This is a genomic window from Nordella sp. HKS 07 (assembly GCF_011046735.1).
Lineage (GTDB): Bacteria > Pseudomonadota > Alphaproteobacteria > Rhizobiales > Aestuariivirgaceae > Taklimakanibacter.
Map to the genome: position 1 here is coordinate 2,445,177 of NZ_CP049258.1, position 17,450 is coordinate 2,462,626.

The 17,450-nt window shown below is 63.0% G+C and carries 21 protein-coding genes; 14 read left to right on the forward strand and 7 right to left on the reverse strand.

Going from position 1 to position 17,450, the window contains the following annotated elements:
* The first annotated feature begins 133 nt into the window (after window positions 1-133).
* Together G5V57_RS11460 and G5V57_RS11465 are read left to right on the forward strand one after the other, a co-directional pair.
* Window positions 134-757: a cupin domain-containing protein gene (locus G5V57_RS11460; protein ID WP_165167626.1), complete on the forward strand. Its 624-nt coding sequence runs from the start codon at window positions 134-136 to the stop codon at window positions 755-757.
* Window positions 758-950: 193 nt separating this feature from the next.
* Complete coding sequence (locus tag G5V57_RS11465; RefSeq protein WP_165167627.1) at window positions 951-1,175, forward strand: hypothetical protein; 225 nt, start codon at window positions 951-953, stop codon at window positions 1,173-1,175.
* Between the two features lie 12 nt (window positions 1,176-1,187).
* On the opposite strand, the gene G5V57_RS11470 is transcribed toward G5V57_RS11465, so the two are convergent.
* Window positions 1,188-1,682, reverse strand: coding sequence for a DUF1772 domain-containing protein (locus G5V57_RS11470; protein ID WP_206530248.1), 495 nt, complete (start codon window positions 1,680-1,682; stop codon window positions 1,188-1,190).
* Between the two features lie 26 nt (window positions 1,683-1,708).
* On the reverse strand, window positions 1,709-2,308 hold the full coding sequence (locus tag G5V57_RS11475; protein WP_165167628.1) for a TetR/AcrR family transcriptional regulator: 600 nt from the start codon (window positions 2,306-2,308) through the stop codon (window positions 1,709-1,711).
* 95 nt (window positions 2,309-2,403) lie between these two features.
* On the opposite strand from G5V57_RS11475, the gene G5V57_RS11480 reads away from it, so the two are divergent.
* From G5V57_RS11480 to G5V57_RS11515, 8 genes are read left to right on the forward strand one after another with little or no spacing between them, the layout of a single operon-like run.
* Window positions 2,404-3,600, forward strand: coding sequence for a RidA family protein (locus G5V57_RS11480; RefSeq protein ID WP_165167629.1), 1,197 nt, complete (start codon window positions 2,404-2,406; stop codon window positions 3,598-3,600).
* The gene (locus G5V57_RS11485) at window positions 3,600-4,754 is read left to right on the forward strand and encodes a Xaa-Pro peptidase family protein (protein WP_165167631.1); all 1,155 of its coding nucleotides are present in this window, start codon (window positions 3,600-3,602) and stop codon (window positions 4,752-4,754) included. The genes G5V57_RS11480 and G5V57_RS11485 overlap by 1 nt, the downstream gene beginning before the upstream one ends.
* A 44-nt stretch (window positions 4,755-4,798) precedes the next feature.
* The gene (locus G5V57_RS11490; protein WP_165167632.1) at window positions 4,799-5,470 is read left to right on the forward strand and encodes an amino acid ABC transporter permease; all 672 of its coding nucleotides are present in this window, start codon (window positions 4,799-4,801) and stop codon (window positions 5,468-5,470) included.
* Window positions 5,467-6,117 carry an amino acid ABC transporter permease gene (locus tag G5V57_RS11495; protein WP_165167633.1) on the forward strand — a complete coding sequence of 217 codons (651 nt, stop codon included), beginning with the start codon at window positions 5,467-5,469 and terminating at the stop codon, window positions 6,115-6,117. Before G5V57_RS11490 ends, G5V57_RS11495 begins: the two co-directional genes overlap by 4 nt.
* Window positions 6,104-6,835, forward strand: a complete 732-nt coding sequence (locus G5V57_RS11500) for an amino acid ABC transporter ATP-binding protein (RefSeq protein WP_165167635.1) — start codon at window positions 6,104-6,106, stop codon at window positions 6,833-6,835. The genes G5V57_RS11495 and G5V57_RS11500 overlap by 14 nt, the downstream gene beginning before the upstream one ends.
* Before the next feature lie 34 nt (window positions 6,836-6,869).
* Window positions 6,870-7,754 carry a transporter substrate-binding domain-containing protein gene (locus G5V57_RS11505; RefSeq protein WP_165167637.1) on the forward strand — a complete coding sequence of 295 codons (885 nt, stop codon included), beginning with the start codon at window positions 6,870-6,872 and terminating at the stop codon, window positions 7,752-7,754.
* On the forward strand, window positions 7,748-8,674 hold the full coding sequence (locus G5V57_RS11510; protein WP_165167638.1) for a cation diffusion facilitator family transporter: 927 nt from the start codon (window positions 7,748-7,750) through the stop codon (window positions 8,672-8,674). The genes G5V57_RS11505 and G5V57_RS11510 overlap by 7 nt, the downstream gene beginning before the upstream one ends.
* A gap of 42 nt (window positions 8,675-8,716) precedes the next feature.
* A complete protein-coding gene (locus G5V57_RS11515) occupies window positions 8,717-9,451 on the forward strand; it encodes a GNAT family N-acetyltransferase (RefSeq protein ID WP_165167640.1) in 735 nt (244 codons plus the stop codon).
* 26 nt (window positions 9,452-9,477) lie between these two features.
* Here the strand turns inward: G5V57_RS11515 and G5V57_RS11520 are convergent, their stop codons facing one another.
* Window positions 9,478-9,741 carry a hypothetical protein gene (locus G5V57_RS11520; protein WP_165167642.1) on the reverse strand — a complete coding sequence of 88 codons (264 nt, stop codon included), beginning with the start codon at window positions 9,739-9,741 and terminating at the stop codon, window positions 9,478-9,480.
* 167 nt (window positions 9,742-9,908) lie between these two features.
* On the opposite strand from G5V57_RS11520, the gene G5V57_RS11525 reads away from it, so the two are divergent.
* The 4 genes from G5V57_RS11525 to G5V57_RS11540 all read left to right on the forward strand — a co-directional run bounded on the left by G5V57_RS11525 (window position 9,909) and on the right by G5V57_RS11540 (window position 13,464).
* Entirely contained in the window at window positions 9,909-10,220 is a 312-nt protein-coding gene (locus G5V57_RS11525) for a helix-turn-helix transcriptional regulator (protein ID WP_165167644.1), read from the forward strand.
* A complete protein-coding gene (locus G5V57_RS11530; protein ID WP_165167645.1) occupies window positions 10,221-10,751 on the forward strand; it encodes an SRPBCC family protein in 531 nt (176 codons plus the stop codon). It begins immediately after the preceding gene.
* A 138-nt stretch (window positions 10,752-10,889) separates the two neighbouring features.
* Entirely contained in the window at window positions 10,890-12,008 is a 1,119-nt protein-coding gene (locus G5V57_RS11535; RefSeq protein WP_165167647.1) for an SGNH/GDSL hydrolase family protein, read from the forward strand.
* 154 nt (window positions 12,009-12,162) lie between these two features.
* Complete coding sequence (locus G5V57_RS11540) at window positions 12,163-13,464, forward strand: MFS transporter (RefSeq protein WP_165167648.1); 1,302 nt, start codon at window positions 12,163-12,165, stop codon at window positions 13,462-13,464.
* A gap of 80 nt (window positions 13,465-13,544) precedes the next feature.
* Here the strand turns inward: G5V57_RS11540 and G5V57_RS11545 are convergent, their stop codons facing one another.
* The 4 genes from G5V57_RS11545 to G5V57_RS11560 all read right to left on the reverse strand — a co-directional run bounded on the left by G5V57_RS11545 (window position 13,545) and on the right by G5V57_RS11560 (window position 17,437).
* The gene (locus tag G5V57_RS11545) at window positions 13,545-14,291 is read right to left on the reverse strand and encodes a 2'-5' RNA ligase family protein (protein ID WP_246737594.1); all 747 of its coding nucleotides are present in this window, start codon (window positions 14,289-14,291) and stop codon (window positions 13,545-13,547) included.
* A gap of 159 nt (window positions 14,292-14,450) precedes the next feature.
* A complete protein-coding gene (locus G5V57_RS11550; protein WP_165167650.1) occupies window positions 14,451-15,440 on the reverse strand; it encodes a substrate-binding domain-containing protein in 990 nt (329 codons plus the stop codon).
* Window positions 15,441-15,500: 60 nt separating this feature from the next.
* Entirely contained in the window at window positions 15,501-16,643 is a 1,143-nt protein-coding gene (locus G5V57_RS11555; protein WP_206530249.1) for an ABC transporter permease, read from the reverse strand.
* Window positions 16,640-17,437 (reverse strand): ATP-binding cassette domain-containing protein, encoded by a 798-nt coding sequence (locus G5V57_RS11560; protein ID WP_206530250.1) that lies wholly within the window; start codon window positions 17,435-17,437, stop codon window positions 16,640-16,642. The genes G5V57_RS11555 and G5V57_RS11560 overlap by 4 nt, the downstream gene beginning before the upstream one ends.
* Window positions 17,438-17,450: the final 13 nt, after the last annotated feature.

A 17,450-nucleotide genomic window follows, 5' to 3' on the forward strand; every position in this document is an offset into this window, starting at 1 on the left:
GATCGATTCGATCCAAACTCATCGTGATCTAGTGTCCTTCCGAATCCGAAGTTCGCCCAGAAGGTCCCGCTGGCTGTGGCGAACTTCGGATTCGGGACACTAGCCCAAAGAGGCGAAGGGAAGGTCTGAGCAGATGGAACCGTCATTCGATATCGGCGCGCGCCTGAAGGCGATGCGTAGCGCTGCCGGTCTTTCGCAACGCGAGCTGGCCGAACGCGGCGGCGTCCCGCACGCCCAGATCTCCCATGTCGAACGCAACAAGATCAGCCCGTCGGTCGCCACCTTGCGCAAGATCCTCACCGGGCTCGGCGTCAGCATGGCCGATTTCTTCGAGCATGAGCGCCAGCTGCCGGCCGGGCCTTTCTTCGGGCCGGGTGATCTCATCGACCTCACCTCGAAGATCGCCACCCATGCGATCGGCCACGGGACGGGTCGCATGTCTTTCCGCCAGATCGGCGATGCCCGAACCCACAATCTGCAAATCCTTCATGAAATTTACGAGCCCGACGCCGATACCGGCTCGACATATCTCCAGCACGCTTCCAGCGAAGGCGGCTATATCATCGCAGGCGAGCTCGAAGTGACGGTGGGCGATCAGGTGCGCGTCCTCAAGGCGGGCGAATCCTATCTGTTCGACAGCCGCATCCCGCACCGGTTCCGCAATGTTTCCGCAGAGAGAACGGTGGCGATTTCTGCCTGCTCACCGCCCTATCTGTGGGCTGGGGCGGCTAGCATCGTCGGCCATTCCTCTGAATGACATGAACTTTACTTAAGGCAATCGAGGCCGGAACGGGCGGAACCTTTCGCGCGGGATCGCGTTATCGGCATGTGCTTCGGCAAGGCTCGTTGAGCCGGCCGAAGCCCGGCCCGCCCCTGAAGCTCCGTGGTTTTCCCGGGCGGGCCGACGGCAACTACTAAAAGATCTGGGATGTTTCCTGCGGGAGGAGTCAATGACCCTGTCGGCACATAAGGTTCTGTTTTCGGTGATCACGCTGGCCGCGCTTCTTGGCTTCGGCTGGGTGCTGATCGTCTATGTGCTATCTTTCCGCGCCGCCCAATGGGTTGTCGACAGGATTGAAGATGGCATGGTGCCGCGCCGACTGGCGCTGCGGCCGGTACACCCGGCTCGCGCGCCCTATCGCCCGTCCTATTATCGCGACGTCTATATGCGCTGATCTGAGGCTCTTTCAGACAGCAGAATTTCTCTGCAGCAGCAGTCCGATGATGAAGAACGCCATGGCCGCGATCGGAGCCGCCGTGCGCACATGGTTCCAGAACGTCCATTCCGCGAGATAGCGCTGCCATATTAGCGCGCCCTCGCTGCTGGCGGGCGTGACCGTGGCCAGCGCGTCGTTCAAGGGGACATTGAAGATAATCGTCACCAGGAATGAGCCTGCGACATAAAGAAGAGCGGCGGCGAGAATGAGGGCGCTGCCCGAGGAGCTCCAGTTCGTGAGCGCCAGTACGGCCGCGACAGCGCAGAGCAGCGGCGTGCCCAAAAACACCGCCATGAACCACGGATTGATCACCGCGACATTGATGGAATTCATCGCCGCGATGCCGTCGGCGGGCGGCAGGCGGGCGAGCGCCGCCATCACGAAAGTCGAGAAGGCATAGAAGATTCCGGCGGTGAGGCCGGCACCAAGCGCGCAGAGAAAGGTCACCAAGGCAAACAGGCTCATGCGGATCTTCCTATTATGTCCCGATTTCAGGCCTTTTCGATCATCCTTTGCAGGCCGCGATAGACTGTTTCCAGGCGCTCGAAGCCTCCTTCGGTGAGCGTGATTGGCGCTGCATTGTCGGCGATCGCCGCCAGGATCAAAGCCGCGTCGGCGGGCCGCGCATTGTCGGCGAGCTCGCCGCGCGCCGCCGCCGTCGCCAGCGCCGCGGCGAAGATCGCCAACAATTCGCTGCCGAAATGATCGAGCATCTGCCGGCCCTTGGCGCTGAGGAGGTCGGCATCCTGGCGCAGACGCGAGATGAGGCTCCAGGGCTGCCCGCTTTCACCGGCCGCGTTGAAATGTTGGAAGCGCTTGCGGCTGACGCCGATCATCGCCTCGATCTTGTCGCCGAGGCTCGAATTCTCCACCGACCAGACCTCCCGCAAGGTGACGAGCGTCACCCGCACATAGTCATCCAGCACCTCCTCGACGAGGGCTTGCTTGCCGCCGAAATGGTAGTGGATATTGGCGCGCGTGATGCCGAGCTCCTCGGCGATGTGGCCGAAGCTGGCGCCGCGATAGCCGTTGCGCACGAGAAGCTCGAGGGCGGTGTCCTTGATGGCCTGGTGGGTGTCGATCTCGCTCATGGCCTCGTAATAGAGCGATTTGCCTGATTTACCGAGAGCTCTCCGATTGACAAAATACTTACTTGCAAGTAAGTAAAGAAAAAAGGGAGCCCCAGGTGTATTTGGAGTTTTTCTCCGCCACGGACGGCGACACGCCGGAGGTCGTACGGGCCGGCAATCTGGTTTTTGTCGGCGGGCTCTACGCCGGCGATGGCGCGACCGATGTGAAGGCCGAGGCCGGTGCGATCTTCGAGCGCCTGAAAGCGCTTCTCGCCCAGGCCGGCGCCACGCTGGCCGATGTCGTGAAGCACAATATCTATTTCAGCTCATCGCCCGACGACCTCTCTATCGCGCACTTCATGGCCGAGCTCGACGAGGTGCGCAGCACCTATTTCACCTATCCCGGCCCCACCACGACCGAGATCAATTGCGGCCTCGACCGCGCCGTCGCCCGCCTCATGATCGATGCCTGGGCCGTCATCGGGGCCGAGCGCGAGGTGCTCGATCCGCCGGCACATTGGCGCTGGCCAAAGCCTTCGCCTTTCGTCCACGGCTGGAAGGTCGGCAATATGCTGTTCCTTGGCGGCCAGCGCGCCCTCGACCGCGACGGCCGTCTCCTCGGCCTGGGCGATATCGAGATCCAGACTGATGAGGCCTTCCGCAATCTCGACACGATGCTGAAGGCGGGCGGCGGCGACCGCCGCAATCTGATGCGCCAGAACACCTATTTCCGGTTCTTCGGCGAAGGCCGCGCCGTCACCGACTATTGGGAGAAGATGACGGCCGTGCGCCGGCGTTATATGTCGGTGCCCTCGGCCGCCGGCGCCGGCTTGCGCATAGAGAGCCTGAGCCTCGCCGACGAGCTCATCCAGGTCGAAGGCATCGGCGTCCTTGGCGACGAAAAGCAGCGCCTGCAGCCCGCCGGTCACTGGGACTGGAGCATTCCCGGCAACCAGTTCACGCAAGGCTGGAAGATCGGCCGGCTTGCTTTCATCGGCGGCCAGATCTCGGCCGACGCCAGGGCGCGCGCAGTGGGCCATGACATGGAGACGCAGTCGCGCAATGTCTTCAATTTCATCCGCCGGACGCTCGCCGAAGCGGGCCTCGACGAGACGCATGTCGCCAAGCTCTATATCTACTACCACGCCGAGGGCAGCTGGGCTGATATCGCGGCGGAGCGCGAGGTGATCGCCCGCGTGCAGCGCGAATTCTATCCATCGCCCGGTCCGGTGGTGACGGCCTTGCGCGTCGCGGGCTTCGCCTTCGAGGATCTCCTGATCGAGATCGAGGCTCTGGCAGTGACACGCGACTGATGGCCAAGGAGGACTTCACCCTTGCCGAATTCGCCGACCGACTCGGCCGCGTCAGGGCCCGCATGGCCGAACGTGGCCTTGACTGGCTCATCGCCGTCCATCCGGCCTCCATCCACTGGCTGACCGGCAGCGACGCCAAGAGCTATCAGGAATTCCAGTGCCTTCTCATCGGCGCGGCAAGCGAGCCGCTGCGGATATTGACGCGCCACGGCGAGGTGAATGAATTCGAGACCTGCTCGCTCGCCGACGAGGTGTTTGGCTTCGGCGGCGGCGAGACAGAGGATCCCATCGCCGCCTTCGCTCGTCTTGCACGCCGGCACGGGCTCCTGGGCTCGCGCATCGGTCTCGAAGTGCCGGCTTTCTATCTCCATCCCTATCACTATCTGGCGCTGCGCGATCTGTTGGGGCCTGACCGTGTTGTCGATGCGAGCGATCTCATCGCCGATCTCAAGCTCGTGAAGTCTGCGGCCGAGCAGGCCTGTATCCGCGAGGCTTCGGCGCTCTGCGATAAGGGGCTCGAACGTTTTATCGCCGAGCTCAGGCCCGGCGCATCCGAGCTGGCGCTGGCGGGTGCGGTCTACGAAACGCTTCTCAAGCAGGACAGCGGTATCGCCGCGAGCCCGATCAATCTCGTGTCCGGCCCACGCTCGGCCTTCAGCCACGGCGCGCCGACCGGGCGCCGCCTGGCGGCCGGTGATTTCGGCAATATCGAATTCGGCGCCACCGCCAAACGCTACACCGCGACCATCGGCCGGCAATTTGCGCTGGGTCCGCCGACGCGGCGCATGCGCGAGCTCTATGATACGGTGCGTCGCGCTTCCGACGCGATGATCGCCGCGATCCGCGCCGGCGTGCCGGCCAGCGTGCCTCATGAGGCGGCCAAGCGCGTGATCACCGCGGCGGGGCTCGAGCCCTACCGCGTGCATCTGTCGGGCTACAGCCTCGGCCCCGGTTTCCCGCCGAGCTGGGCCGAGAGCCTGGCGCTGATCGGCGCGAGCGCCCATCGTCTGGAGGCCGGCATGGTGGTCACCATCGAGCCGCCGGTCTTCATCGGAAAGGAAGGATTGGGAGCGCGCATCATCGACAATGTGCTGGTGACCGAGACCGGGGCGGAACTTCTCAGCGGTGTGTCCCGTGATCTCATCATCGTGTAGAAACCTGGAGAAGTCTGCCGCGTCGCAGAAGGGGCTCTGCGCCGATGAACTATAATTTCCGCTTCGAGATTCTGCTGCGCTACCAGGACGAGATTATTTCGGGCGTGCTGCTCACGCTCCAGCTTTCTGTCCTCACCATGATCCTCGGCCTGCTCATCGGCCTATGTGTCGCCATCGCCTCGAACCATCCCGCCAGATCCCTTAATGTTCCGGCGCGCATCTATGTCGAGGCGATACGCAACACGCCGCTGCTGGTGCAGCTCTTCATCGTCTTCTTCGGCCTTCCCTCGCTTGGCATAAGGCTCAGCGCCGATCTCGCCGCGGTGATCGCCCTCTCGATCAATATGGGCGCCTATGCTGCGGAGATCCTGCGCGCCGGCTTCGAATCGGTGCGCCGCAGCCAGATCGAGGCCGGCCGCTCGCTCGGTCTCACCGCCGCCCAGACCTTCCGCCATGTCGTGCTGTTCCAGGCGATGAAGGCGATCTATCCGGCACTCGCCAGCCAGTTCGTGCTCATCATGCTCGCCACCTGCGTCGTTTCCTCCATCGGCGTCACCGAGCTCTTTCACCAGGCCGCCTTCATCGATTCGCGCACCTATCGCTCCTTCGAGGCCTATACGCTGATTACCCTCTCTTATCTCCTGCTCACCTTGGCCTTCCGCGCCCTCTTCGCGGCGATCTACTGGCTCGTCTTCGTCAGGAGGCCGGCCCGATGATCCGCGAATTCGCCGGCGCCGATGTCGTCTACCTGCTGCTCGCGGCGCGCTGGACGGTGGCGCTTGCTTTGATCGCCATGCTGGGCGGCGGTCTTCTCGGCCTCGTCATCGCCGCCCTGCGCATCGTGCCTTTCAGGCCCGCCAACTGGCTGGCACTTCTCTATATCAATCTCATCCAGGGTACGCCGCTTCTGGGCCAGCTCTTCGTCTTTTTCTTCGGCCTGCCGCTCATCGGCATCCAGGTCGACGCCTGGACGGCGGCGGCGATTTCGCTCTCGCTTTATGCCGCCGCTTTCTTCGGCGAGATCTGGCGCGGTGCCCTGCAATCCGTGTCGCCCCGCCAATGGGAGGCGGGCGCCTCCCTGGGGCTGACCTATGGCCAGCGCCTGTTCTATGTCGTGCTGCCGCAGGCCCTGCGCGTCGCGGTAGCGCCCACCGTCGGGTTCTTGGTGCAGCTCGTGAAGAACACCTCGCTCACCGCCCTCATCGGCTTCGTCGAATTGACGCGCGCCGGGCAGATCATCTCGGGCGCCACTTTCGCGCCCTTGCGCGTCTATCTTGTCGTCGCCGCCGTCTATTTCGTCCTGTGCTTCTCGCTGTCGCAAATGAGCCGGCGGCTCGAAAGGAGACTCCATGCTGCTCGTTGAGCTCACCCGGATCCGCAAGGCCTTCGGCCCGGTCGAGGTGCTGAAGGACGTGTCGCTGAACGTCGAGAAGGGCGAGATCGTCGCCATCATCGGCCGTTCGGGCTCCGGCAAGTCGACGCTCTTGCGCTGCATCAACGGGCTGGAGCAGGTGCAGGCGGGCAAGATCCTCGTCGCCGGCATCGATGTCACCGCCAAGGACGCCGATCTCAATATGCTGCGCCAGAGGGCCGGCATGGTGTTCCAGAGCTATAATCTGTTTCCCCATCTCGATGTCGAGCGCAATGTCACCCTCGCCTTGAAGCTGGTGAAGAAGCTCGATCAGGAGAGGGCGCGCGCCATCGCACGCGAGGTCGTGGCGAAGGTCGGCCTCGCCGAGAAGCTCCATGCCTATCCGGACGAATTGTCGGGCGGCCAGCAGCAGCGCGTCGCCATCGCCCGCTCGCTCGCCATGCAGCCGGCTTTGATGCTGTTCGACGAAATTACTTCCGCACTGGACCCTGAGCTCGTGGGCGAGGTGCTGCGCGTCCTCGAAGGTGTGGCCAAGGAGGGCATGACCATGATGCTCGTTACCCATGAGATGAACTTTGCCAGGAACGTCGCCGACCGCGTGATCTTCATGCATGAGGGCCGCATCCATGAGGATGGCCCCGCGCGCGAGATCCTGCAGAAGCCGCGTACGGCGGAACTCGGAAGCTTTCTGAGTGCCGTGCTTCACTAACCAGGAGAATGATATCAAGCCTAGGGAGAATGACATGAGACATCTGACCAAGTTGATATTCGCCTTACTGCTGGCCGGGCTCTTTGCCGCTCTGCCGGCCAAAGCCGCCGACCTCCAGCAGATCATCAAGAATGGCGTGGTGCGCATCGGAGTGCCGATCGACGTGCCGCCTTTCGGCTCCGTCGACAAGAACAACGAGGCGGTCGGCCTCGATGTCGACATGGCGAAGAACATCGCCGGAGCTTTGGGTGTGAAGCTCGAACTGCAGCAGATCACCGGCGCCAACCGCGTGCCCTATCTCGCCACCGACAAGCTCGACATCGTCATCGCCGCCATGGGCGCCACGCCTGAGCGCGCCCTGCAGATCGCCTTCACCTCGCCCTATGCGGCGCTCTCCATCGGCGTCTTCGGGCCGGACAGCATCGCGGTGACGAAGCCTTCCGAGCTCACCGACCAGACGATCGCTGTGGCCCGCGGCACGACCCAGGATCTCGAGCTCACCAAGGCGGCGCCCAATGCCAAGATCATCCGCTTCGATGATGACGCGACCGCCGCGGCGGCCTTCACCTCGGGCCAGGCGCAGCTTTCTCGCCACGGCCGACGTCGTCGCCAAGGACATGATGGACAAGGACCCGAAGCTGCAGTTGAAACCCAAATTCATCCTGCAATTCTCGCCCTGCTATATCGGCATTCAGCAGGGCAGCCCGGAACTGCTGCGGTGGCTCGACACCTATATCCATCTGGGCCTGCTCGACGGCTCGCTCTCGGCACTGTCCGTGAAATGGATCGGCACGCCGCTGCCGGCCAATTTCCCGAGCATGTAGGGCGGTCCTTTCCAAAAGCTTCCCCTCTCCCTTTGCAGGAGAGGGGAAATCAATTGCCCCCGCCGGCCTCGACTGTATGCTCACGCTCATGCTGAGCGAGCGGAGTATTTTGCGCCTGTCCATTGCCGTGACCGTGTTCGTCGCGGCCTTCGGCATCATCATCGGCCTGCTCTCGGGCTCATTCGCCATCGTCTTCGACGGCATCTATTCCCTGGCCGATGCTGGTATGACCATCGTGGCGCTGCTTGTCGCCAATCTTATCGCGTCGTCGACCGCTTCCGGATCGCTGCGCACCCGTCTTGTCGAGCATTTCACCATGGGCTTCTGGCATCTCGAGCCCATGGTGCTGTTGCTCAATGGCGTGCTGCTGATGGGAGCGGCGATCTATGCGCTGATCAACGCCGTCGGCAGCCTGATGACCGGCGGTCGGGCGCTCGAATTCGATATCGCCATTCTCTATGCCGCGATCACGCTCGTCACCTGTCTCGCCATGGCGATCTTCGACAGGCGCGCCAACCGCCGCATCAAATCCGATTTCCTGAAGCTCGACGAGAAGGCCTGGGTGATGTCTGGCGGTATCACCGCCGCGCTGCTCGTCGCCTTCGTCATCGGCTATCTCATCCAGGGCACGTCCTATCAATATCTCTCGCCCTATATCGATCCGCTGGTCCTGGCGTTGGTCTGCCTTGTCATCATTCCGATGCCCATCGGCACGGTGAGGCAGGCGCTCGCCGATATCCTTCTCGTCACCCCCGCTTCCTTGAAGCAGCAGGTCGATGAGGTGGCACAGGAGATTGTCGCGCGCTACGGCTTCCTCTCCCATCGCGCCTATGTCGCCAGGGTCGGCCGCGGCCGCCAGATCGAGCTTTATTTCATCGCGCCCACCGGCTGGCCGGCGCGGAAGATCGAGGAATGGGATGCGTTGCGCGACGAGATCGGCCAGGCGATCGGCGGCGAGGGGCCTGATCGCTGGCTGACCATCGCCTTCACCACCGACCGCGAATGGGCGGACTGACCATCCTGAAAAATGCAGGCACATAAAGTGGGGGAAAGCCCAATGTCCGATCTCGATTTGCTCGATCTCGAGGCCCGAACGCTGTTCGTGCTGACGTCCTGGGACCGCATTGCGCGCGAGAACGACCCCGACCGCTCGGCCGGTCCGAGATTCTGGCTCGCCGGCTGCGCGGAAGGCCGTGTCGCAAGGCTGCATCATGAGGTATCCGATGGCGTGGCGGCGGAGATCGCCGCATCTCTCACGCAGGAGCAGCCGTTCCACGAACCGGGTGCATTGCCGCGTTTCATCGACCGCTACGAGGCGCTGCTCAGGGGAGCCGGCCTTCCGCTCGTGCGCAGCCTCGAGCTCGTCCATGAGCTCCCGCATGGCCTCGACCATGCGCGGGGCGCACCGCTGATCGCCTCCGGCAGCGCCGAAGGCGACCGCTTCATCGCCGAGGTCGAGCGGGACGGCATGCCGCCCCATCTCGTTGATCTCGGCGTGCGCGGGATCGCGGATCTCTGGGCGCCCTGGGTTTTGCTTTTGGAAGCGGGTGAGGTGGCGGCCATGGCCTTCGCCGCGCGTCTTGGGCGTGACGGCGCCGAGCTCGGCCTCGTTACGGTGCCGAAATTTCGCGGCCGGGGTTTCGCCGCGCGCGTCGCCGCCGCCTGGACGCACTTGCCGGAGCTCCGATCCCGCCGGCTCTTCTATGGTGCCGATCAGGACAATCTCGCCTCAAAGCGGGTCATCACGAAACTGGGACTGCGCCGCATCGGCGTCAGCCTCAGGCTCACCTGAGACGACCCCCCGGTGCCTGAGCCGGTTCACGCCCGTCTTCGCCGGGCTGGTTTCGCCATCTGCCCGGTCCTGATCACAACATTGGGCACCCGGTTCTCCAGGAGCTCGACCTCGACCAGCATCCGGGCGCTCAGCGCGTAGGTCTTACCCGCATGGGTGAAGCGGGCGAATTCGATGCCGGGCGGCACCGCGATGGTGGCGACGACATCGGCCGCCAGTTTTTCGAGATGATCGGTGTTGCGCACCGAGGCGCGGGCCGCGCGGCCCAGAAAGATCTTGGTATGTGACATGACTTTCCCTTTCAGACGCAATCCGGCTGTCGAATGCCGGTGCGCGGATCGGGAAGGGAAAGATGTCAGGTCATGTGGACTCAATAGCTGGGCGCTGTGGCGTCAATGCGGCGCCTAGAGGCAATATATTCCTTGACAGGAATATACTTGTCAGGGAATATACGAATATGCAAACCGATGCCTTTGCCATTCTGGTGGAGCCGGCGCGGCGCAACCTTCTCGATGCGCTGAGGAACGGCGAGTTGAGCGTCAACGACCTTGTCCGTAAATTGCGCCTCCCACAGCCCAGCGTCTCCAAGCATTTGAAGGTGCTGCGCGAGGCGGGTTTCGTCAAAAGCCGCAGCGCCGCGCAGCAGCGGCTTTATCGTCTTGAGCCGGCGCGGCTTCAGGCGATCGATGCCTGGCTTGGCCCCTATCGCGAATTGTGGACGCGCCATCTCGATAAGCTGGAACGGCATCTCGACCGAATGGAGGAGTGAATGACGCCTAAGAATTATTCACCGGGTCCGCTGGCCGAAGTCTCGCGTGAATTGGGTGATGGCGAGGCGACACTCGTCTTCATCCGGCGCCTGCGTCATCCACCCGCCAAGGTCTGGCGCGCCTTGATTGAGCCTGGAGAGCAGCTCGAATGGATGCCTTTCGTCGCGAGCCGCGCCCTCGACCGTGTAGGTCCGTTCAGCTTGCGCATGACCGACCAGGAAAACGGCCCGGAAAGCGTGGCCGAAGTCACTGTGGTGGAGTCGCAACGGTGTCTCGCCTTTCAATGGGGCGCCGATCTCCTGACCTGGGAGCTTGAGCCTGACGGCGACGGCACGCGCCTCACCTTGCGCCACCGGACGAAGACGCCCGATATGATTTCGAGCTTCGCCGCCGGCTGGCATATCTGCCTCGATGTCTTGGCGCTATACCTCGACGGCCGTCCGGTCGGCCGCATCGTCGGCAAAGACGCGCTCGACCATGGCTGGCCGGCGCTCAACGACGCCTATCGGAGGGTCTTCGCCGGACAGTGAAAGGCCTGCGCCGCCCCTGTAACCGCACGATCTGCTGCTCTATCGTGGCGCCATCGCACCTGGGGCTGACGGCTCGAGCGCTCCCATGAGGATCGGTTCGAGCTGGATTGACGAAAGCCGCAAGATCGGAGGCGAAAAGTGAAGAACGCCATAGCCTATGTCCTCGTCTCCGTGTTGCTCTCGATTCTCACGCTGGCGGTCTTCGAGGGGGGCTATTCCATCGCCGAATGGCGCAAGCCGCATCGCAGCATCCTATATCAGCTGAGCACGCTCGCCGGCCTTGCCCCCCCTTTTAACAATGCGTCCGCCTACCAGCCCTATTTCGCCGATCCCCGGGAGCTCGCCGAGCTTGTCCCGCTCATCAAGGCGGAGAACGTCGGCATCGGCGGCACACCCTACGATGTGCGCTCCACGGATTCGGCCGTCGGCCAGCTCGAGAACGGTTGTCCGGGCCTCAAGCCCAATCTGCGCATGACCGCCATCATCCTTCGTTCCTCCGCCTTCGGCCCCTTGGGTTTTCCCACCGCCTTTTTCCAGGTCGACAAAAAGCTCGATCCGCAGCTTAAGGACTTCTTTCAGCGATATGGCGGGCCGCCAACGACGCTCACGACCAATGCGCAGGGCGAGCGGACTACGGTTCCCGAGGTCACGGCTGATCGCGTCGTGCTGGTGGCGGGCGATTCCGTCGCCTTCGGCGCTATGATCGACGACGACGCGACCATTGCCTCGCAACTGCAGGCTCGCGATCAGGCGCGCCATTATGTCAATCTCGGCGTTCCCGGCGCCACGGCAGCGCAGATTCATTGCCGGCTCGAGGCCGCCACCGCGCGCTACAAAGGCCGGATCGATGAGCTCATCTATGTCTATTGCGAGAATGACTTCGACGAGAAGATTCCCTATGGCACGCCCGGGGAGGTCGTGAACTCGCTCAAGGAAATCGTCGCGCGCGAGAAGATCGGCAAGGTAACCGTGATGTTTGCGCCGACGGTCAATATGGTCATGCCCGAAATGACGCGCATCGATGGTTCCGAATGGAGCCCGACGGCGCGGCGCGAGAAACAGCGCGCCGAGCTCGAGAGCCTGGTCAAGGCGGCGGGCTTTCGCTGGGGCGATATCGGCACCCTGGCGCAGGGCGAGGCGGACGCGAGGAAAAGCAAACTCGCCATCTGGTCATATTATGTCGATATGGTCCATTGGTCGGCCTATGGCACGAGCAAGGTGGTGGACTTCCTGACCCGCCGGACTCCAAACTCATAAACGTGATCGATTGTAGCACGGGATTCCTGCGAAAAACCGGCGCCGCTTTCTTGCATCCCGCGCTTGTCAGGACGTTTCGGCTGTTCCTCTCCTTGTGACTGGCCGATGTTCCGGGATATCGTGGCGTGGGGGATCGTGATCAAGGGTTTTCGATATGGCGAAAGTTTCCACGCCCTTGACGGCTGACGCAGGCCAAAGCGATCGAAGGCGCGTGGTCTGGGCCGGCATCGTCGGCAATGTCATGGAATGGTACGATTTCGCCATTTACGGCTTCTTCGCCCGCACCATCGGCAGCCTCTTTTTTCCAGCCGAGGATCCGCTGACCTCCCTGCTGGCCGCCTATGCGGTTTTTGCCGTCGGCTTCTTCATGCGGCCTCTGGGCGCCATTCTCTTTGGCCATATAGGCGACCGTGTCGGCCGCGGCCCCGCCTTGCTCTGGTCGGTGGTGGCGATGGCGGTCCCGACCCTCCTCATGGGCCTGTTGCCCACCTATGCCCAGATCGGCGTCTGGGCCTCACTCCTGATGATCTTGTGCCGCATGATGCAGGGCCTGGCGGTGGGCGGCGAATATACGAGTTCTGCCGTCTTCCTTGCCGAGACCGCGCATCCGGAAAGGCGCGGTGCGGCGACGGCCTGGGCGGTGTTCGGCGCCACGGGGGGCATCCTGCTCGGCTCGGCCGTGGGCGCGCTCGTTCTCAACGTTCTGCCGCTCGATGAGGTCGTGGCCTGGGGCTGGCGTGTGCCGTTCCTGTTTGGCGTGCTGGTGGGTGTGGCGGGTTTCCTGCTGCGCCGGCGCATGCCCTTCGACAAGCCCGCCGCGAAGGGAGGCTCGCCGCTGCTGCGCGCTTTAAGCGAGCACCCTTTGGCGATGCTGCAGGCGGTGGGTATCAGCCTCGTCAATGCTGTCGCCTTCTATCTGATCTTCGTCTATCTCGTCAGTTGGCTGAAGCTCGCCGCCGACATGGGCGCGCGCACGGCGCTGTGGATCAACTCGCTCAACATGGTGATCCTGCTCGGCGTGGTGCTGGTCATGGCGCGCCTCTCCGACCGCATCGGCCGCAGACCGATCCTGGCGGGGGCGGCGATCGGGCTGTTGTTATTCTCCTGGCCGCTGATGGTGCTGATGCAGGCAGGCGGCGTCATCAATGTCTTTCTCGGACAGCTCGGCTTCACCTTGCTCATCGGCTCCTATGGCGCGGTCAACGCCATCACGCTCTGCGAGGTGTTTCCGCGCCATGTGCGCTGCTCGGCGGTGTCGGCGTCCTACAATGTCGCTTTCGGCTTCGTCGGCGGCACGGCGCCGGCGGTCGCCACCTGGCTCATCGAGACGAGCGGCGACCCGACGATGCCAGCCTTCTACATCATGCTCTGCGCCGCGATCTCGGCGGCGGCGGCTTTGTCGGTGCGCGAGAGCCGGCACCGGTCGCTGAAGGATGAGGCGACGGCGACTACCTAGTCTAGAGCACCGGCGCGAAAAGCTTGTGGTCGGGCTTGCCCCGACCATGCGAAGCGGTTTTCCGAAACTCGTGTCCCGCCTCAGGGCGTCAGCGGCAACACCTTCAGTTCCTTCCGGGCGGTGCCAAAGGTGCCAAGCTGATAGACCGATGCGCCGGTCGGCGAGAACGTGAACGAGTCGAATGGCTCGGCCAGCATCTTGTTCAAATAGGTTTCCGTTCCGACGCCGATCGTCACATGCGGATTGAAGTGCTTGCCCGCCGCCATCGTAACGAAGTGGGAGACGTAATCGATCAGCGATTTTTGAATATCGCGTCCGCCATCCTCGCTGAAGAACGCCGCCGGGGTCCCGGTCTTCACGGTGTAGGGCGCAACCGCCTTGATCAGCTCATCTTGCAGCCGATGCAGGTCTTTAGTCGGTTCGACGACGATCCCGGCGAGGCCCACCGGTGGAGACGGGATGTAGTAATATTTGAAAGCCTTCAGCTTCCATGACAAAGGTTTTTCTTTGGCCAGAACCGCATTCGCCGCGGAAAATACCTTATCGAGGTCGGCGGTGTGGACGAACTGCTGCACTATTGTAACGTGCGGGTGGTGTGTCTCATCCAGAGCAAAACCCTTCGGGAACGACTTGAGCAGGCGAGCGTTGGCGTCCTTCGCGTGCTGAAGCATCGTCGCGTCGGGTTCGAGCGCGATGTCGATCGCTGTCACAGGATTTTGTTGCGCGACGGCCCCATGGGCGAAGCCAAGCACCAAGGCCAGCCCGAGGCCGATGGCTGTAAGGACTCGCGCGCATAGACGAATGCTTACCAGAACGGCAGTCTTCATCGCTTTACTCCCTAAGTGTTTAGAGCATCGAACCGGAAAGCTTGTGGTCGGGCCTGACTCGACCACGCGCAGCGGCGTTTCGGACAAGCCGATGCGCAAAGTCAAGGAGATGGAGCGCCGAGGTGATTCCATGAGAACGCCCGGCGCTCAAATGAAGCGTTATCTAAAGCCACCGTCGATCAGCGTGACCAGGGCGTCGATCGTCTGCGGCGTGACGGTACCGGCGCCGGTATTGAGGCTGAGGCCGGGCATTTTGTATTTCGCCGTCATCACGCATTGCACGACCGGCATGAATCCTTGCAGGTAGAGGAGCTGGTCGAGGGTCGCGGAAACATAGCCTGATTTCAGGCCGTCGATTGTCGCGGGCGCAAGATCGATGCCGCCGACGGTGATCTCGCCGGGCTTCTTGCCGGCTTTCTTCAGGATGTCTCCCATCTGGCCGGTGATGTTGCCGTGCTGGGTGCCGATGGCCCTCAGGTTGGGATGGGCCTGGATATAGGCGGTGAGCACATTGGTCGCCAGCGAGGCGTCGGTGTTCACCTCCTGGCTGACCTCGAGCCGGTCGACCTTGAGGCCGGCCTTCTCGAGCGTGTCGGCGAGGCCCTTTTCGGATTGGCCGCGTTCGGCCTGGCTGAAGACGCCATAGACCATCGCCTCGTCACCGGCCTTCAGGTCCTGCGCGAGCATGGCCTGGGCGGTCAATGTGCCGCCGGCATAGAGGTCGACGCCGGCATAACCCATGCCCTTCGTGCCGAATTCGGCCTGCAGGTCGGTCATCGGCGAATTGCCGACGGTGACGATGATGCCCTGGTCGAACGCGCCCTTGACGAGATCGTGGAAGGCGGTGCCGCCGGGATGCCCCATGATCTCTATGCAGGTCGGCTTGGCGGCGACGGCCTCCTTGAACTGGTTGATCATCGTCTCCGGCGCCCAGCCGGAAAACTGCGACTTGAGATCGACGCCGAACGCCGCGGCCGCCTCGGCGGCGCCGGTCTGGCGGGCGAGTGTGGCGCCGTCGCCGGCCGTGCCGCCCATCTGCATATACATCGTGATGCCCTTGCCGATCGGCTCCTGGGCCGACGCGGCGCCAGCCGTGATCAGCAGTGCCGCGGCGCTGGCTGCTGCCACGAGGTGTCCTGACATTCTCATGGTCGTCTCTCCCTTCGATGTCCGCGTCGCCTTTCGTCTCCATGACAAAAGTCGCGGCGCTCATTCGACCGGACGTATGCGGCCGAAACCCTGTGTCCTCCGGAAGCGCGCGAAAAAATCGCGGCGGCGGTGAGGTTCCTCGACAAACAGATAGAAGATGATGGCGATCAGGAAGATCAGCCCGCGCACGGTATTCACCCAGGCGCCGGTAAGGCCGGTGGCGACCAGGCCCGGTTCGACCACGGCGATGATGAAGCAGCCGAACAGGGTGCCGACGATGGTGGCGCGGCCGCCGAAGATCGATGTGCCGCCGATCAGCACCGAGGCGATGGCGATCAGCAGATAGCCCTGGCCCTGATTGCCGAAATAGTTCTTGTTCTCGAGCGTCAGAAAAATCGCCGCGAGGGCGGCAAGCGCGCCCATCATGGTGAAGAGCTTGATCTTCTCGCGCTCCACATCGATGCCGACGACGCGCGACACCTCGTTGGAATCGCCGATGAAGAGCGTGTGCTCCCCAAATCGATGGCGGTTGAGGATGAACCACATCGCCACCACGATGATCGCCGTCCACAGCGCCTGGATGGGCAACTGCTGGACCCAGTCGATGCTGGAACTGGCGAAGGGCCGGCCGACGAGAATATGCCACACCGAGCTCTCCTCGGCGCCGCGCAGCGCATAGGATTTGCCGCCGGAGAGGACCGCCGCCATGCCGTACCAGATGAACTGGGTGCCCAGCGTCGCGATGAAGGACGGGATTCCGATCTTGGCGACAAGCACGCCGTTGATCAAGCCGACCAAAACGCCCGATGCGATCGCGATCACCACGGCGAGAATGCGGACGATCTCTCCGGCGAGACCGGGCGACAGCCAGCTGGCATCGCTCAAGCCCAGGTGACTGGCGATCACGGCCGGGCCTTCCTTGAAGATCACGGCGAAGATAAAGCCGGAAAATCCGAGGATCGCCGGGAAGCAGAGATCGATCTCGCCGGCCCCGATGATGAAGGTGAGGCCGACCGCGAGAAGGATCACAGGCGGGAGCGTCGACAGGAAGGTCGTGTACTGGAAGGGGCGCAGGAAGACATCCGGTGCCAGATACATGAACAATATGAGGATCAGGGCGAAGACGAGAATGATGGGCAGGCCCTCGACCCGCTGGAAGATCGAGGGTTTCTGGTGCAGCATCTTGCCCGTTCGATCCGTCATTGCCGGTGCTGGATTTCGATGAGGTATTCGGTGAGCTCCATGACCGACATCTGCTTCGGCGATATTTCGCTGACGATCCGGCCGCGATCGAGGACGATAAGCCGGTCGGCCACCTCGTGGACATGGGCGAGATTGTGCTCGATATAGATGCAGGCGCGTCCGGAGCTCTTGATGCGGCGGACGAAATCGATGACCTTTCGCACTTCGGCGACACCGAGGGCGGCGGTGGGTTCGTCGAGGACGATGAGATCGGCGTTATAGTGCATGGCCCGGCCGATCGCGATTCCCTGTCTTTCGCCGCCGGAGAGGTTAGATACGGTCGAATCGACCGTGATGCCGACACCGCGGAAGCCGATGGTGCTCTTGAGGATCTGCTCGGCGATCCGCTTTTCCTTCTTGATGTCGATGAAGCCGAAGCGGTCGGTGATCTGGCGGCCGACGAAGAAATTCCGCCACAGGGGCTGTTTGTCGGCCAGCGAGCGATCCTGGTAGACGGTTTCGATCGACAGGTCGTGCGCCATGCGGACCGAGAATTCCGCCAGATTCACCTCGCTGTCGCGGATGAAGATGCGCCCCGATGTCGGCGCCAGAACGCCGGTCATCACCTTGATGAGGGTGGATTTTCCCGCGCCATTGTCGCCGATAAGGCCGACAATTTCATTGCGCCCGATGGCGAGGTCGATGCCACGCAGCGCATGCACAGCGCCGAAGAACTTGTCGACCTTCTCCAGCCGCACGATGAACTGAATGTCCGGCTCCGGGGGAGCTCCGGCGGCGATGACGGGGGTGGACAAGGGCTTCCTCCTT

Coding starts and splice junctions, on each gene's coding strand:
- G5V57_RS11460 (WP_165167626.1), top strand. CDS start 134: ATGGAACCGTCATTCGATATCGGCGCGCGCCTGAAGGCGATGCGTAGC.
- G5V57_RS11465 (WP_165167627.1), top strand. CDS start 951: ATGACCCTGTCGGCACATAAGGTTCTGTTTTCGGTGATCACGCTGGCC.
- G5V57_RS11470 (WP_206530248.1), bottom strand. CDS start 1,682: ATGAGCCTGTTTGCCTTGGTGACCTTTCTCTGCGCGCTTGGTGCCGGC.
- G5V57_RS11475 (WP_165167628.1), bottom strand. CDS start 2,308: ATGAGCGAGATCGACACCCACCAGGCCATCAAGGACACCGCCCTCGAG.
- G5V57_RS11485 (WP_165167631.1), top strand. CDS start 3,600: ATGGCCAAGGAGGACTTCACCCTTGCCGAATTCGCCGACCGACTCGGC.
- G5V57_RS11490 (WP_165167632.1), top strand. CDS start 4,799: ATGAACTATAATTTCCGCTTCGAGATTCTGCTGCGCTACCAGGACGAG.
- G5V57_RS11495 (WP_165167633.1), top strand. CDS start 5,467: ATGATCCGCGAATTCGCCGGCGCCGATGTCGTCTACCTGCTGCTCGCG.
- G5V57_RS11500 (WP_165167635.1), top strand. CDS start 6,104: ATGCTGCTCGTTGAGCTCACCCGGATCCGCAAGGCCTTCGGCCCGGTC.
- G5V57_RS11505 (WP_165167637.1), top strand. CDS start 6,870: ATGAGACATCTGACCAAGTTGATATTCGCCTTACTGCTGGCCGGGCTC.
- G5V57_RS11510 (WP_165167638.1), top strand. CDS start 7,748: ATGCTGAGCGAGCGGAGTATTTTGCGCCTGTCCATTGCCGTGACCGTG.
- G5V57_RS11515 (WP_165167640.1), top strand. CDS start 8,717: ATGTCCGATCTCGATTTGCTCGATCTCGAGGCCCGAACGCTGTTCGTG.
- G5V57_RS11520 (WP_165167642.1), bottom strand. CDS start 9,741: ATGTCACATACCAAGATCTTTCTGGGCCGCGCGGCCCGCGCCTCGGTG.
- G5V57_RS11525 (WP_165167644.1), top strand. CDS start 9,909: ATGCAAACCGATGCCTTTGCCATTCTGGTGGAGCCGGCGCGGCGCAAC.
- G5V57_RS11530 (WP_165167645.1), top strand. CDS start 10,221: ATGACGCCTAAGAATTATTCACCGGGTCCGCTGGCCGAAGTCTCGCGT.
- G5V57_RS11540 (WP_165167648.1), top strand. CDS start 12,163: ATGGCGAAAGTTTCCACGCCCTTGACGGCTGACGCAGGCCAAAGCGAT.
- G5V57_RS11545 (WP_246737594.1), bottom strand. CDS start 14,291: ATGAAGACTGCCGTTCTGGTAAGCATTCGTCTATGCGCGCGAGTCCTT.
- G5V57_RS11550 (WP_165167650.1), bottom strand. CDS start 15,440: ATGAGAATGTCAGGACACCTCGTGGCAGCAGCCAGCGCCGCGGCACTG.
- G5V57_RS11555 (WP_206530249.1), bottom strand. CDS start 16,643: ATGACGGATCGAACGGGCAAGATGCTGCACCAGAAACCCTCGATCTTC.